General features: G+C 72.6%; 11 protein-coding genes. 9 read left to right on the top strand and 2 right to left on the bottom strand.

The window, feature by feature from the left end:
• The first annotated feature begins 30 nt into the window (after nt 1–30).
• From QSK30_RS13295 to QSK30_RS13255, 9 genes are all read left to right on the top strand, one after another.
• A complete protein-coding gene (locus tag QSK30_RS13295) occupies nt 31–3168 on the top strand; it encodes a tubulin-like doman-containing protein (RefSeq protein ID WP_285502688.1) in 3138 nt (1045 codons plus the stop codon).
• Nucleotides 3165–5339 (top strand): hypothetical protein, encoded by a 2175-nt coding sequence (locus QSK30_RS13290; RefSeq protein ID WP_285502686.1) that lies wholly within the window; start codon nt 3165–3167, stop codon nt 5337–5339. Before QSK30_RS13295 ends, QSK30_RS13290 begins: the two co-directional genes overlap by 4 nt.
• Nucleotides 5336–6307 carry a hypothetical protein gene (locus tag QSK30_RS13285; RefSeq protein WP_285502684.1) on the top strand — a complete coding sequence of 324 codons (972 nt, stop codon included), beginning with the start codon at nt 5336–5338 and terminating at the stop codon, nt 6305–6307. Before QSK30_RS13290 ends, QSK30_RS13285 begins: the two co-directional genes overlap by 4 nt.
• A complete protein-coding gene (locus QSK30_RS13280; protein ID WP_285502682.1) occupies nt 6307–7407 on the top strand; it encodes a hypothetical protein in 1101 nt (366 codons plus the stop codon). Before QSK30_RS13285 ends, QSK30_RS13280 begins: the two co-directional genes overlap by 1 nt.
• Nucleotides 7404–8699: a hypothetical protein gene (locus QSK30_RS13275; protein WP_285502680.1), complete on the top strand. Its 1296-nt coding sequence runs from the start codon at nt 7404–7406 to the stop codon at nt 8697–8699. Before QSK30_RS13280 ends, QSK30_RS13275 begins: the two co-directional genes overlap by 4 nt.
• A 133-nt stretch (nt 8700–8832) precedes the next feature.
• On the top strand, nt 8833–10095 hold the full coding sequence (locus QSK30_RS13270; RefSeq protein ID WP_502871833.1) for an ABC transporter substrate-binding protein: 1263 nt from the start codon (nt 8833–8835) through the stop codon (nt 10093–10095).
• On the top strand, nt 10095–11003 hold the full coding sequence (locus QSK30_RS13265) for a carbohydrate ABC transporter permease (protein WP_285502678.1): 909 nt from the start codon (nt 10095–10097) through the stop codon (nt 11001–11003). The genes QSK30_RS13270 and QSK30_RS13265 overlap by 1 nt, the downstream gene beginning before the upstream one ends.
• Nucleotides 11000–11806 (top strand): carbohydrate ABC transporter permease, encoded by an 807-nt coding sequence (locus QSK30_RS13260; protein ID WP_285502676.1) that lies wholly within the window; start codon nt 11000–11002, stop codon nt 11804–11806. The genes QSK30_RS13265 and QSK30_RS13260 overlap by 4 nt, the downstream gene beginning before the upstream one ends.
• Nucleotides 11807–11809: 3 nt before the next feature.
• Complete coding sequence (locus QSK30_RS13255) at nt 11810–13153, top strand: GH1 family beta-glucosidase (protein WP_285502674.1); 1344 nt, start codon at nt 11810–11812, stop codon at nt 13151–13153.
• A 514-nt stretch (nt 13154–13667) separates the two neighbouring features.
• On the opposite strand, the gene QSK30_RS13250 is transcribed toward QSK30_RS13255, so the two are convergent.
• Together QSK30_RS13250 and QSK30_RS13245 are read right to left on the bottom strand one after the other, a co-directional pair.
• Entirely contained in the window at nt 13668–13865 is a 198-nt protein-coding gene (locus QSK30_RS13250; protein WP_285502673.1) for an MbtH family protein, read from the bottom strand.
• Complete coding sequence (locus QSK30_RS13245; protein ID WP_352231572.1) at nt 13862–15211, bottom strand: MFS transporter; 1350 nt, start codon at nt 15209–15211, stop codon at nt 13862–13864. The genes QSK30_RS13250 and QSK30_RS13245 overlap by 4 nt, the downstream gene beginning before the upstream one ends.
• Nucleotides 15212–15224 lie beyond the last annotated feature (13 nt).

Raw genomic sequence — 15224 nt, 5'->3', positions numbered from 1 at the left:
GTCCCCCAGCGGTCCCGGCAGGAGGATGACATGCAGATCTACCAGCCGATGCTGTTCGTGGGCCTGGGTGGCACGGGGTGCCGGATCGGCGCGGAGCTCGAGCGCAGGCTGCGCGAGGAGCTGTGCGGGCCCGACGGCGGCGCGCTGCGCGAGCGGATGCCGGGCGAGCAGATGCTCGACTACCAGCTGCCCGGGTGCCTGCAGTTCGTCTACGCCGACCTCGCCGAGGACGAGTTCAGCCACGTGGAGAGCCGGGTCGTCAACGACCGGGCGCACCTGCCCGCCGCCGAGCGCACCTACACGATGGTCCGCGAGCTGGTGCCGCCGTACGACACCTACCCCGAGGTGGCGCGCAGCCTGCGGCTCAGCTCGGCCGCCGCGGTCGAGGACTGGCTGCCGCCCGCGCAGGACGAGCCCCGGGTCGGCCCGCTGGCCAAGGGCGCGGGCCAGCTGCCGACGGTGGGCCGGGCGGCGCTGTTCGAGACCTTCCGCGGCGGGTTGGCGCCCGCGCGCGCTTCGCTGCTCGGCGCGATCGGCCAGATCAGCAACTCCGGCGGCCAGCTGGCCCGGCTGGGCGGCAAGCTGCGCGACTCGGTGGACGTGTTCGTGGCGTTCTCGGTCGCGGGCGGCACCGGCGCCGGGTTGTTCCTCGACTACCTGCACCTGATCGGCGACGCGCTGCAGGGCCAGAAGTACAAGGCGCGGATCTTCCCGCTGGTGCTGATGCCCTCGGCCTTCGCGGAGGGGCTGGGCGGCGGGCGGCCGGCCGAGCTCAACGCCGCGCGCTCGCTGCTGGACCTGTTCACCCTGGTCGACGACCAGAACTCGCAGGTGGCGGGTACCGCGCTGGACCGCAGGGGGATCAACGGCGCGATGTCGGTGCGCTACCCCGGCGGCACCGAGATCCGGTTGCGCGCCTCGACGGTGCAGACCGCGTTCCTGTTCAGCCTCACCGCCGGGATGCACCGCGACGACCTGCACCGCTCGGTGGTCTCGCTGCTGCTGTCGTTGGTGGGCACCGACATGCCCGCCGAACCCGGGCCCGGCGGCTACCTCGACCGCAACTTCCAGTCCTTCGCCGACAGCTTCATCAACAGCTCCGGCGAGCGCGGGATGCCCGCGGCCACCGGCATCGGCAAGCGCGGGGTGTCCACCAGTGCGGTGGCCTCGATGACCGTGCCGGTCGAGGACCTGGCCGACATCGTCAGCTCCCGGCTGCTGGCCGAGGCGGTCACCGAGATGGCCAACCCGGCCGGGATGGCGGGCGAGCTCAACCGGGAGCTGGTCTTCCGGGCGTTCCAGGACGCCAACGTCGACCCGCTGCTGCACCGGGCGCCGCTGCCGGTCGCCTCGCCGAACGCCGTCGACGGCGGTGAGGCGATCCTGGCCATGCTCAACACCCGCAAGCGCACCATGGAGGCCGCGCTGCACGCGCTGGACCAGACGCTGGCGCAGACGGTGCCGGAGATGGCCACCCAGTTCAACCCGCTGCGCGCCGCGACGATGATGGTCGGCGAGGTCGGGGCGTTCCGGTTGCACCGGGTGTTCCTCGGCGAGTCCACGCTGACCGAACCGGTCAGCAAGGCCGGTCTGGTCAAGATGGTGGAGGGCAGGCGCGCCGAACCGCCCGCGCCGCAAGGGGTCGCGCTGGCGGGGCCGTCGCCGGAGGTCCGCAAGTCGGCCTGGTGGAAGAAGGTCCGCTTCTCCGACCCGGTGGTCCGCGCGTCGCTGGCGCGCCAGGAGGAGTGGTACCAGTGGCGCGCGCAGCGGGCGTGGAACGCCGCGTGGAACGAGCAGGCCCCGCGCTGGGAGCGCAAGCTGCGGTCGGTGGAGCGCGAGCTGGTGGCGCTGGTGGAGGGCTTCCAGGAGCACGCCAGGACCGAGGACGCCCGGTTCGCCCGCCGGGCCAAGGCGCTCTACGAGCAGCGGGTCGGGGTGTCCTACCTGCTGCCCCGGCAGGGCCAGCTGCCCTCGTTCTACGCCGCGGTGCTGCGCAGGCTGGTCGCGGTCTACGTCGAGCAGCACAAGCTGAACCCGACCGCGACCCCGGCCGCGGTGGTGGACGCGATCATCGGGCCGCAGGGCTGGAACACCGTGTTCGCCGAGTTCCAGGAGTTCGGCGCGAAGGAGGGCCCGGCCCGCGCGGTGGCCCGGGTCCGCGGCATGGTCAAGGCCGAGGTGCTGCGGCTGTTCCGCTACACCGACGAGGTCAACCAGCCGCTGCTGCCCCGGCTGCACGACCTGCTGGCCGCGGCGGCCGGGCGCACCAGGGGCGTGGTCAACGAGGACGACCTGGCCCAGTTCCGGGAGAAGCTGGCCGGTCTGGTGCCCGGCGGGTTCGCGCCCAGCGGCCGGGGCAGGCTCAAGATCCTGCTGTCCTACCCCTCGCCCGCGGGCAAGCGGGACGAGGAGCTGGAGAAGTTCCTGCGCCAGGAGGTGAACCTGCCGCGCGACGTGGACACCGTCACCGAGTACCGGCCGATCGACGCGGAGTCGATCGCGGTGGTGCTGTTCCGCTCGTCGATGGGGCTCACCGAGGTCCCCGAGGTGCAGAAGGTGCTGGTGCACTGGGCGGACGCGGTGGCCGAGAACCGCAAGAACGACTTCCTGCAGTGGCGCCAGCGCACCGGGTACCGGTTCGGCTACCTGGCCACCACCAGCGAGGACCGCACCCGGATCCTGCACCACGTGCTGTGCGCGGCCTGGAACGGCTACCTGCACTGCACCGGCGACCTGGACTCGCCCAAGGCGGTCAACCTCTACCTCGGCGACTCCCAGGTGAACATGGCGCTGGACCTGGTCCCGTACGGCAGGCTGTCCAGCTGGGCGAGCCTGATCACCGAGTACGAGCGCTGGGTGCTGGCCGACAGCGAGCAGATCCGCCAGGACTTCTGCGACCGGCTGATGGACACCCAGCCCGACGGGCTGACCGGCGCGCTGCGGCCACCGGCCCCGGAGTTCCGCACCCTGGTGGAGCTGGCCGAGCGGCAGACCGCCGAGACGACCGAGCTGCTGGCCGAGGGCCGCACCTCCGGGCGGCGGCGGCTCGAGGCGGTGCACGAGTTCTGGACCGAGACCTTCGACGGCGCGCTGCGGATGGCCTTCCGCGGCGCCGAGGACGCCCACCAGGAGAACCTCGCCGAGCTCTACCAGTGGGCGCTGCGGTGACCGACCAGGACGCGGTGCGGGTGCTCGACATCCGCGCGGACGGCGAGGACTCGGCCTTCCTCGACCGGCTCGACCGGGTCACCGCGCACCGGCTGGGGCTGGTCGACCGGGTGGTGGTCCTCGACCGGACCGACGCGCTGCTCGGCAACCACGAGCGGTTCCAACGGCTGGTCTCGCTCAGCCACGTCCACGCGGTCGTCTGCGTGGCCGTCGGGCCGATCGGCGGGACCGGCGGGCTTGCGCTGCGGCAGTCCGCGGCGTTCTCCTCGGGGGTGACGCTGTGGGTCGGTGACGAGTGGGGCAGCCGGTGGGCGGGCGGGACCGACCGGCCGCGACCGCTCACCGACGGCGACCCGGCGCTGCCCGACCTGGTCACCGCGCTGCGCAGCCCGCAGGTCTTCGACGAGGTCGTCGACCTGGTCCGCCAGGTTCCGCACCAGACGGTGTGCCCCGGTCTGGAGCTGGTGCGCTCGGCGGTGTCCGACGGCGAGCTGCGGTTCCTGCGCACCGCGGCGCTGGCGGACCTGGTGGACCACAGCACCACCGAGCGGCCCTGGCCGGGCGCGCCGGACCCGGCGGTGGCGGGCGAACCGGGGCGGGACACGATCACCCCGGGCTCCCCGCTGGCGCAGGGCCGGGAGGCGCTGCACCGGGCCGTCGACGCCCTGGCGGCGACGGCGGCGACCGCGAGCGGGGCGACCGCGCTGCTGCTGGGCGGGCCGCGGGTCGACCCGCGGCCGGTCGCCCAGGCGCTGGACGCCCACCTCGGTCAGGTCGGGCAGCTGCTCGACCTGCTCGACCGGCACGGCACCGGGACCGACGCGGTGCGGCGGCTGCACGCCCTCGGTGTACCGCAGGCGCACGCGGCGGCGAACACCGTGCTGGCCGACGACCTGCGCGAGCTGGTGGGCGACGAGCTCAAGGGCGGCCGGTCCCTGCGCGACCTGTCGATCCACCTGCGCAGGCTGTCCAACCAGAGCGCGCCCGAGGGCAGCGGGGTCGCGCGCGCGGAGCTGGCGACGATCCGCGCGGGCCTGCCCCCGCAGCTGCGGTCACCGACCCCGCCGCCGCTGTGGCCGCTGCCCGCGGCGGCGCTGGCCGCCGCGGCGGCGGTGTCGACCGCGATCACCGGGTGGCTCACCGGATCGCCCGTCGCGGGCGGCACGATCGGTCTGTTGTGGACAGTCCTGGTGCTGACCGTGGTGCTCAGGCTCCCCGGGCGCGGCAGCACCGGCCCCGCGGTGCGGGACGTGCTCGCGGTCGGCGGTGTCGGCGCGGCGGCGGCGCTGGGCGTCGCCGCGGCGACCTTCCTCCCGGGGGTTGTCCTGCCTGCGGTCGGGGGCGCGGTCGTGCTGGCGGCGGTCGCAGCGCTCACCGTGGCCGGGGTCGCGACGGCCTGGCACCGGTTGGTGACCGGGTGGGTCGCGCGGCTGCGGCCGGACGCGGTCCGACACGCGGTCAAGCGGGTCGACGCCCTGGTGAACGCGCGGGTCACCGGGCACGTCCGGTACCTCGCGCACCGCAGACGGCTCTCCGACGCCGCGCTGCTACTGGCTTCCGGCACCGCCGAGCTCGCCGACCTCTACACCCTGCGGGCCGCCGACGGACCGCAGGAGCCGCCCGCCCAGCGCGGCGGGGTGGGCGACCTGCCCGGGGTGCTGCGCCAGGACCTGGTGTCGCTGGTGCTGCGCGCCCTCAACCCGTACCTGCACGACATCGGCACGACCGCCCCGCTCACGACCGACCCCGGCCTGCCGAAGGCGGCGGACGCGGATCTGGCCGAGTACCACCAGTTCCTGGAGACGCACAGCGTGCACGTGGTCCCCCCGATGGTCACCGACGACGGCCGCCGGGAGTCGTTGAGCAAGCTGCTGTGGCAGCGGTCGGAGGCGGCCAGGCGGGTGCTGCGCCACGACGGCCGCGGCGACCTGGTCCAGCTGTGCCAGACCGGCGACATCCGCGCCCTCGACGTCACCTGGTCCCGGGTGCGCGTGCTGCGCTTCGCGCCCGACCTGGTGCAGCGCGTCGTGCTCGGCGCCGCGGCCACGGCCGACGTGCTGACCACCGACGCCGACGTCACCGGCGTGCTCCGGCTGGTGCCGCTCGCGCCGGGCCGCGTGGTCCACGAACACCCCACCCACACCGACGCAGGCGAACGGGGACAGCCGTGACCGAGACGACCGACCTACTCGCGCTCACCGGGCGCGACCTCGACGGCCGCACCACGACCTGGGAGCTCAAGCGGGACGGTGCGGTGAACCTGCCGGGCAGCGCGCTGTTCACCCAGCGGGTGCTGGACACCGACGGGACCGGCCTGCTGCTGCGCAGGCCGCGCCGGGGCGGCGACGCCGCCGCGCACCGGGGTCTGGACAACGAGATCCGCGCGCTGGCCCGGCTCAGCCGCGCCTACCCGGGCGGCAGGCGGCCGTTCCCCCGGCTGGTCGGCTACGACATGGACGGCGCCGCGCCCTGGGCCCTGCTCGAGGAGCCGCGCGGCAAGCCCGGGCGGAGCGCGACCAACGGGCTGTTCCCGTCCGCGCACGTCGACTTCGCGGTCAGCGTGCTGGACGCGGTCGCGCACGCGGCCCTGGTGGAGGTGAGCATCAACGGCTTGGCGCTGGACACGCTCTACGTGGAGGGGAAGTCGGTCCAGGTGGTGTCGTTCGAACACGCCCTCCTCTTCGGCGAACCCCGACCCCACCAGCCCGACCAGACAGCGCCGGGACCAGCCTCGGACCAGCACGACCTGCTGGCGGCGGGCAAGGTGCTCTACGAGGTGTTCGCGGGCGTCCCCGCCCAGTCGGACCGGCCGGACCTCTCCGAGCTCGCGATGCTCGCCTCCCGGCTGCCGGACCTGTTCGCCCCCGACGGTTCGCGCCCGAGCGCGGTCGCGCTGCTGGTCCAGCTCGGTCGCGTCGAGGTCCCCGCCCCGGTGCGGGGCGACCACCTCGACGCCGGTCGCGCGGCCTTCCAGGCCGCTCGCGGCCGCAAGCTCCCGCCGACCCCGGCCCCGCCGCGGCGGGCGGGGCAGCCGGTCCCCCCGGCCCGCGGCCCCCGACCGGCCCGGCTGATCGCCGTCGGCCTGCTGTGCGCGGTGGTCCTGGCCGCCGTGCTCGTCCTGGCCCTCGGAGGGCGATGATGACCGCACCGGTGACCGAACCCGCCCGCAAGGTGACCTGCCCGACCTGCTTGGACATCTACCCCTGGGACGAGAGCGAGCCGCTGGAGTACTCGATCCGGGAGGGCAAGTACAGCCCGGTACCGCAACCGGAGCACGCCAACCCGGCGAAGCTCGCCGACGCCCGGCGGCGCTGGTACGTCCGCTGCCCGAACCCGTCTGGCGACGCGCCCAACCACTACCTGCCGGTGACCTACGCCGACTACCCGGACCCGCTCGTGGTGGCCCTGGTGGGCAGGCCGCGCTCGGGCAAGACGCACCTGGTCGTGGCGATGATCAGGGAGCTGCTCTCGGGCGTGGCGATCGAGTCCGGCCTGACGGCCCACGCGCTCGACTACTACCAGCACGTGACGTTCAAGCGGGACTACCTCGACCCGTTCGAGCAGGGCACCCAGCTGCCGGGCACGGCGAACGAGCTGGGCAACTACCTGGCCTGGCTGGTGGTCAAGTGCGGGTCGACCGAGCGGCCGCTGGTGTTCTTCGACGTGGCGGGCGAGGACTTCCGGGACCCGCGCGACCGCGGTCGCAAGACCCGGTTCCTGCTCAACGCGGGCGCCATGCTGTTCGTCGAGGACGCCCCGCACGTGCTGCGCGAGTCGGCCGAGCAGCACGACCTCGAGACCGACCGGTCGCTGTCGAACTCGTTGGGCGCCAACGCCACCAACGAGTTCGTGCAGGAGGCGTTGAGCAGGCTGCCGAACGGCGGTGCGCAGCTGCCGTGCGCGGTGGCGGTGACGAAAGCCGACCGGTTGCGCTACCTGCCGCCCGCCGACCGCTGGCTCCGCCACGACCCCGGCGGCCGGGTCTCGGCCGGGCAGCTGCTCGCCGAGACCGAGGACGTCTACGCGCTGCTGCACAGCGCGAACGCCAACGACATGCTCGCGCTGTACAGCCACTTCGACCGCTGCACCATGCACTTCGTCTCGGCGACCGGCGGGGCGGTCGCCAACGGCCACTTCCCGGCCGGGATCCGGCCGATGCGCGTGCTGGCGCCGCTGCTGGCGCTGCTCACCATGGCGGGCGTGCTGCCGGGTCGCGACGCCAGGCGGGTGGGCAGATGACCGGGAGCGGACAGATCGAGCAGATCCAGTTCGGCTTCGGCGCCAAGGGCATCACCCCGGTGAACTGGTCCGCCGGCTTGTCCAACAAGCAGGTCGACGACTGGAACGAGCGCCTCGACCGGTACAACCGGCTCACCCCGAGCACGGTCGACGGCAGGTCCCAGGTGCCGTCCCGGGCGTTCTCGTACTTCGAGTTCGACGACGACACGGCCGCGCTGCTCGCGCGGTTCGCCGCCGAACCGGGCCGAGGCCCCTCGCACGCGCTGGTCGGAAGGACTCGGGACCTGGCCGGGTATGCGCACTCCCTGTCGGAATGGGACGGTTGGCAACCGAACTCGGACGTGGGTGAGCTGCGCGCGCCGGTCAGCACCCAGTGGGACCAGCTGCGCACCGACTGGCTGGGCGCGGCCCAGGACCACGCCCGACGGGACCGGTCGGCGCTGGTCCAGGTGGTGCGGGGCGTACTGGTCGGACCGGGGCTGCACCACACCGTGCTCAACCACCCGGACCCGCTGCCGGTGCTGACCCTGGTGCGCGAGATCCTCGAGCCGGTGCTCTCGACCGCGCTGGAGCGCTACCCGTGGACCTACTCCTCCTACGAGGCCACCGACAGCATCCCGGCGGCGTCGCCCGCCACCGTCGGCGCGCCGCGCTTCTGGTGCCTCCGAACGCACCCGGCCTCCGGGGAGACAAAGCGGTCCCGCATCGACGTCGCGCTGCCGTTGGTGTCGGACGAGTACGCAGGGATCGCCACCGGGTTGGTTGAGACCTACCTGGCGGACCCGGTGCGCTACGCCTGGGAGATCCACGACCGGTTGTCAGGCGAAACCCACCGGGGGGCCAGGGTGCGGATGCTGTCGAGCCTCCAGTTGGCGCGGCGCACAACGGATGGCGCCGGGCACACCGGCACGACCGGCGCCGCACCGGAGCCGCCCCGACCGTCCTACGGCCAGCTCGCGGACGGGCAGGACTCGGGGGCGACGGCCGTCCTGCCGATCCCGGACTACCGCGAGCAGGCACAGTGGACGAGTCAGGCTCCGGACCCGCGGCAACCGCCCAGGCACCCGCTAAACGCGAACGAGCTGCCCGACGCCGACCTGCTGGGCAAGCTCGGGCTGCCCGAGCTCGCCGACGCCGAGCGGCTGGCACTGGTCAGCGAGCTGGACGCGCGCTGGCGGTCGGACGTGCTGGCGATCGAGAAGTCAGTGGACAAGCTGTCGCTCCACTTGCGCTACACCATCGCGGTGCTCGCCCTCTCGGTCCTGGTGCACCTGGTCATCGCGCTGCTGTAGCGATCCGGCGACACCGCCGATAGTTGATCTTGACACCACTGGATGACCAGGGCCACAGTGCTCACCTGCTCCCCCGGTGGGAGCCCGTCCCCGCTCCCCACCATCCACTTGAGAGGTCTCTTTGCTTTCGCGAGTGTCCACCACGGTCGTCCTCGGTGTCCTGGTCGCGCTCGGCGCGACCGGGTGCGGGACCGGGGCGGCGGCGGGCCCCGGGCCGCTGGAGATCAGCATCGCCACCTTCAGCGAGTTCGGCTACGACGACCTGATCGCCGAGTACCAGGCCTCGCACCCCGGCATCCTGGTGCGGCACGAGCGGACCGGGCAGGGCGGGCCGTACCACCAGCAGCTGTTCACCAAGCTGGGCACCGGGTCCGGGCTGACCGACGTGGTGGCGATCGAGGAGGGCTACCTCGCCGACGCGCTGGGCAAGTCCCGGCTGTTCAACGACCTGCGCGAGATCGGCCCCGCCGACGTGCGGCCGCAGCGCTGGCTGGACTGGAAGTACGCGGCCGGGACGGCCAAGGACGGCACCCTGGTCGGCTACGGGACCGATGTCGGCCCGCTGGCCATGTGCTACCGCCGCGACCTGTTCGCCGCGGCGGGCCTGCCGAGCACCCCGGAGGCGGTGAAGCCGCTGTTCGCCGACTGGGCCGCCTACTTCGCCGCGGGTGACAGCTACGTGGCGCGCACCGGCAAGGCGTGGTTCGACTCCGACGCGCAGATCTTCAACGCCATGCACAACCAGTTGCCCACCGGTTTCTTCAGCACCGACGACACGCTCGTCATCGAGTCCAACTCGGCCATCCGGCGCAACTGGAACGCGGTCACCGCGGCCGGGACGCGCGGGCAGACGGCCAAGCTGCCCGCGTTCTCCCCCGAGTGGAACGCCGGCTTCCGCTCCGGGGCGTTCGCCACCAAGACGTGTCCGTCGTGGATGCTCGGGGTGATCGAGGCGCAGGCCGGGCCGGAGAACGCCGGCAAGTGGGCGGTCACCGACGCGTTCCCCGGCGGCGGCGGCAACTGGGGCGGCTCGTACCTGGCGGTGCCCAAGCAGAGCAAGCACCCGCGCGAGGCCGCCGAGCTCGCCGCCTGGCTGACCGAGCCCGCGCAGCAGGTCAAGGCGTTCGCCCGGACCGGCAACTTCCCCAGCCAGGTCGAGGCGCTGCGCTGGCCGCGGCTGCTGGCCACCACCAACCCCTACTTCGGCGGCGCCCGGACCGGCGAGCTGTTCGCCGCGCAGGCGCGCAAGGTCGGCAAGGCGCAGTACAAGGGACCCGGCGACGGGCGGATCCAGGAGGACGCCACCACGCCCGCGCTGGCCGCGGTGGAGCAGGGCGCCTCCCCGGAGCAGGGGTGGCAACGGGCCGTGGAGGGTGCGCGGAAGATCGCCCGCTAGTGGCCGGGCCTCGTCTGTCCACTTGGGATGCCAAGATCTCGCCCTACCTCTACCTCGCCCCGTTCTTCGTGGTGTTCGGCCTGGTCGGGCTGCTGCCACTGCTCTACACCGGCTACGTCTCGCTGTTCGACTGGGACCTGGTCGAGGACTCCCCGACCTTCGTCGGCGCGGGCAACTACGTCCTGCTGTTCAGCGACGGCCAGTTCTACAACGCGCTGGCCAACACGCTGAGCATCCTCGCCCTCTCCACGGTCCCGCAGGTCGTCCTGGCGGTCGGGTTGGCGGCCCTGCTCGACACGCGGACCGGGACCGGGTGGCGGGTCAGCGCGCTGCTGCCCCAGGCGGCCGGGCTGGTGGCGATCGGGATCATCTTCGCCAACCTGTTCGGGCCGCGGTTCGGCCTGGTCAACGGCGTGCTGACGGCACTGGGCCTGGACCGCGTCGACTGGCAGGCGAACCGGCTGGCGAGCCACGTCGCGATCGCCACCATGGTCAACTGGCGGTGGACCGGGTACAACGCGCTGATCGTGCTCGCCGCCCTGCGCGCGATCCCGCGCGAGCTGCACGAGGCGGCCACTGTGGACGGTGCGGGCCCGGTGCGCCGGTTCACCGGCGTGACGCTGCCGCTGCTGCGGCCGACGCTGGTGTTCGTGGTGGTCACCTCGACCATCGGCGGCCTGCAGGTGTTCACCGAGCCCAAGCTGTTCGACGCCCTGCCCGGCGCGGGCGGCGGCGCCACCAACCAGTTCCAGACCGTGGCGCTCTACCTGTACCAGTCGGCGTTCGAGTACCAGCACCTCGGCTACGCCTCGGCGATCGCCTGGGTGCTGTTCCTGGTGGTCGTGGCGGTCGCGGCGGTGAACTTCCGGCTCACCCGGCGGATCGCGGACACCGGGGAGCGGCGGTGAGGTACTGGGCGGGCGGCCTGCTGGTCGCGTTCGCGGCGGGCTCGGCCTTCCCGTTCTACTGGTCGTTCCTGGTCGCCGGCCACGAGCCCGGCGTGGTCACCGACCCGGTCCCGCCGCTGCTGCCGGGCGGCAACTTCCTGGCCAACGCCGCCCGGGTCTTCGACACCGTCCCGTTCTGGAAGGCGTTGGGCAACAGCGTGATCGTGGCCGGAACGGTCACCGTCAGCACGGTCACCTTCGCCACCCTGGCCGGGTTCGCCTTCGCGCGATTGCGCTTCCCCGGCCGCGACGGGCTGTTCGCGGTCGTGGTGGCCACCATGGCGGTGCCGACCCAGCTCGGGATCATCCCGCTGTACCTGGCGATGGCCGAGCTCGGCTGGGCGGGCGGGCTGCGGGCGGTGATCGCGCCGAACCTGGTCACCGCGGTCGGGGTGTTCTGGATGCGCCAGTACACCCTCGGCGCGCTGCCCGCCGAGCTGGTCGACGCGGCCAGGGTGGACGGCTGCTCGACGATCCGCCTCGTCTGGCACGTGTGCCTGCCCGCGGTGCGCCCCGGCGCGGCGTTCCTGGGCATGTTCACCTTCATGACCAGCTGGAACGACTTCCTCTGGCCGCTGGTGGCGCTGTCCCCGGACAACCCGACCGTGCCACTGGCGCTGGAGCGGTTGCAGTCGGGCCACTACGTCGACTACCCGCTGGTGCTGGCCGGGACCGTGCTGGCCACCGCGCCGGTGCTGCTGGTGTTCGTCCTGCTCGGCCGACAGACCGTGGCCGGGGTCATGCAAGGCGCCGTGAAGGGATAGCCCGTGTCCGCACTCCCCACCACCCGGCACGACACCATCCGGTTCCCACCCGGTTTCCTCTGGGGCGCGGCCACCGCCGCCTTCCAGGTGGAGGGCGCCACCACCGCAGGCGGTCGCCAACCGTCCATCTGGGACACCTTCTGCGCCGAACCGGGCCGGGTGGTCGGCGGGCACACCGGCGACCCGGGCGCGGACCACTACCACCGGATGCCCGCGGACGTGGCCCTGATGTCCGAACTCGGCCTGGGCGCCTACCGGTTCTCGGTCTCCTGGCCGCGCACCCTCGCCCGCGACGGCCTGGACTTCTACGACCGCCTGGTGGACGCGTTGCTGGCCAACGACATCGTGCCGTGCGCGACGCTCTACCACTGGGACCTCCCCCAGGCACTGGAGGACCGCGGCGGCTGGGCCGAGCGCGACACCGCCTTCCGCTTCGCCGACTACGCCGAGTCGGTAGTACACCGGCTGGGCGACCGGGTTCCACTGTGGACAACGCTGAACGAGCCGTGGTGCTCCGCCTTCCTCGGCTACGCGGCAGGCGTCCACGCACCCGGCCGACGCGACCCGGCCGCGGCAGTCGCCGCCGTGCACCACCTGATGCTGGGCCACGGCCTCGCCCTGCGTGTGATCCGCGCGGGCGCACCGGTGGCGCACGCCGGGATCACCCTGAACCTGTTCCCGGTCCTGGGCGACCCGGACGCGGCACGGCGCATCGACGGCCTGCAGAACCGACTGTTCCTCGACCCGGTACTACGTGGCGACTACCCGGCGGACGTAATCGAGGACCTGCTACCCCTGGCACTGCCGATCCGCCCGGGCGACCTGGAGGTCATCAGCGCACCGGTCGACCTGCTAGGGGTGAACTTCTACCGCGACCACCACGTGTCCTCGACCTGGGACGGACTGCCGCACCCGGAGTGGCCGGGCAGCGAACACATCGGCCACCCACCACGCGGCCTACCGGTGACCGACCTGGGCTGGGAGGTCCGCGCCGAGGGCCTGACCGAGCTACTGCTCAGGCTGCACACCGACTACCCGGGAGTCCCCTTGTACATCAACGAGAACGGCGCTTGCTACACGGACTCCCCAACCGACGGGATGGTCAACGACCTCGCCCGCAGGATGTACTTGGAAGACCACGTGCGCGCGGCCCACACGGCACTCTCGGCAGGAGTCGACCTGCGCGGGTACTTCGCGTGGTCACTGCTCGACAACTTCGAGTGGGCAGAGGGCTACACCCGCAGATTCGGCATCGTGCACGTCGATTTCACCACCCAGCGCCGCATCGTCAAGCGCAGCGGCCACTGGTACGGCCGAGTCGCCAGGAACAACGGCATCTTCCCGTGACCACGGTCCTAGCGCACCTCGGGAAGCCCTGGCAGCGCCTCAAACCAGGGCACAGCGGCAACCGAGCACGTCGCGCAACAACCGCACGCCCCAATTCCCCATCCCTTGACCCCTGATTTGGATCCCTAGACTTGGATCGCTTGTTCCCAAATCCCTAAAGCCGCACCCGCTGGTACCGGCGGCCCCGCTACGGATGTGCTCGATTGGTTGGACTGCCTTCGCGTGGGGGGAGGCGACCGCTAAACTTGACCTGTGGTGGGGATGCCCTTCACCCCACGCTCTTTCCCCACGCGGTCGCCTAGGGGCCCCACGCGAAGGCAGTCCAACCAATCGAGCCCCGCTCTTACTCGGGCACCTCATCCTGGGTGTCGTCGTGGGGTCGACCTCACGACCACAAAACAGGCCCTGCTCTTACCTGGGCACGTTGTCTCGGGTGCTGTCGTGGGTCAGCCACAAAAACCAGGCCCCGCCCCAAAAACACAGGGGCGGGGCCGAGAACCACAGGGGCCGAGGACTAGACCGAGTCCATGTGCTCGCGGAGCGACCGGGGCCGCATGTCCGTCCACACCTTGTCAACGTGCGCCGAGCACTCGTCCTTGGTGCCCGTCGTCCCCTCCGCTCGCCACCCGGCCGGGACCTCCCGGCTCGCGGGCCACAGCGAGTACTGGTCCTCGTCGTTGACCAGGACCTGGTAGGCGATGTCGTCCCTCATGCGGGAACTTCCCTTCTCTCGGGGTCTTGCTTCGGGTAACGGCGCAGCGTCGGGTTGACGGTGACCAGGAGCGTCACCACCGCCATCCCGGCCGCCGAGGTCAGCACGGCCGTCGGGGCGGAGACGGCCTCCACCAGCAGGCCGCCCAGCGCCGGGCCGAGGGCGGCGGCGCCGCCGACGACCACCCCCATCACGCCGCCGAGCCTGCCGCGCAGGTCGTCGGGGGTGAGCAGGAGTTGGTGGGTGGTGATGGTGGTGTTGGCGGTGGGGGCGAGCAGGGCCATGCCCGCGAACAGCAGGCCGAGCAGGTAGCCGTTGTCGACCAGCACCGCGATCGGGGCCAGCAGGGTCAGTGCCCAGAACACCCCGACGATCGAGAGGTACGGGCTCAACACGCGGTGCAGGTACGGCGCGATCAGGGAGCCGATGATGCCGCCGACGCCGAGCATGGCCGCCATGACGCCGATCTCGCCGGACGGTACCCCGCGCTGGTCCGCCAGCACGATGACCACCAGGTAGAACGCGCTGAAGAACAGGTTGAGCGCCATCGCGCACACGGCGGTCACCCGCACCTCGCGCCGGGACCAGACCCAGCGCAGGCCCGCCAGGATCTCGCGGCCCAGGTGCGCGTCCTGCGCCACCACGGCCGGGCGGGGCGGCATTCGCAGGAAGGCCAGCGCGATGAACGCGATCAGGTGGGTGACCACGTCCAGCAGGAAGGGCACCCAGCGCCCGACCGCGAAGAGGATGCCGCCCAGGGCGTTGCCCGCCATCTGGCCCAGGGACGAGCGGGCGGCGTTCATGGCGACCGCCGTGGCCACCTGCTCCTCGGGCACCAGCGTGGGCAGGCTGGCGTCCTCGGCGGGTTCGAACAGCGCCCGGCACAGGCCCATGACCACCGCGACCGCCACCATGTGCGGCACGGTGGCCGTGCCCAGGACCAGGACCGCGACCAGGGACCCGATGCTGACGACCTGGGTCAGCTCGCAGGCCAGCATCACCCGGCGCCGGTCCCAGCGGTCGACCAGGGCGCCCGCCGGGAGCCCGAGCGCGAGCTGGGCGACGGCGTCGGCGGCGAGCACCAGACCGGCCGCCCCGGCCGAGCCGGTGATCGCCAGCACGAGCAGCGGGAAGGCGAACATCGAGGCGCTGAACCCGACCTCGGCGAACGCCTGCCCGACCCACAGCAGCGTGTAGTTCCGGTTGCGGGACAACGGCTTCAGCTCGACCGGGGTGACGTCCTCAGCTCGCTCCCCCGAATCGGGGACCTCCGTCGGGACCGCCACCCGCACCGGCCCTCGCTCGGCACCGATGGGCACCGGCCTCGCCTCCTCCTCGCGACTCACCAGCCACCCCCCG

It is taken from the genome of Actinokineospora sp. NBRC 105648, from assembly GCF_030269645.1.
In the GTDB taxonomy this organism is placed as follows: Bacteria; Actinomycetota; Actinomycetes; order Mycobacteriales; family Pseudonocardiaceae; genus Actinokineospora.
This window is presented reverse-complemented; position numbering and strand designations above follow the sequence as displayed.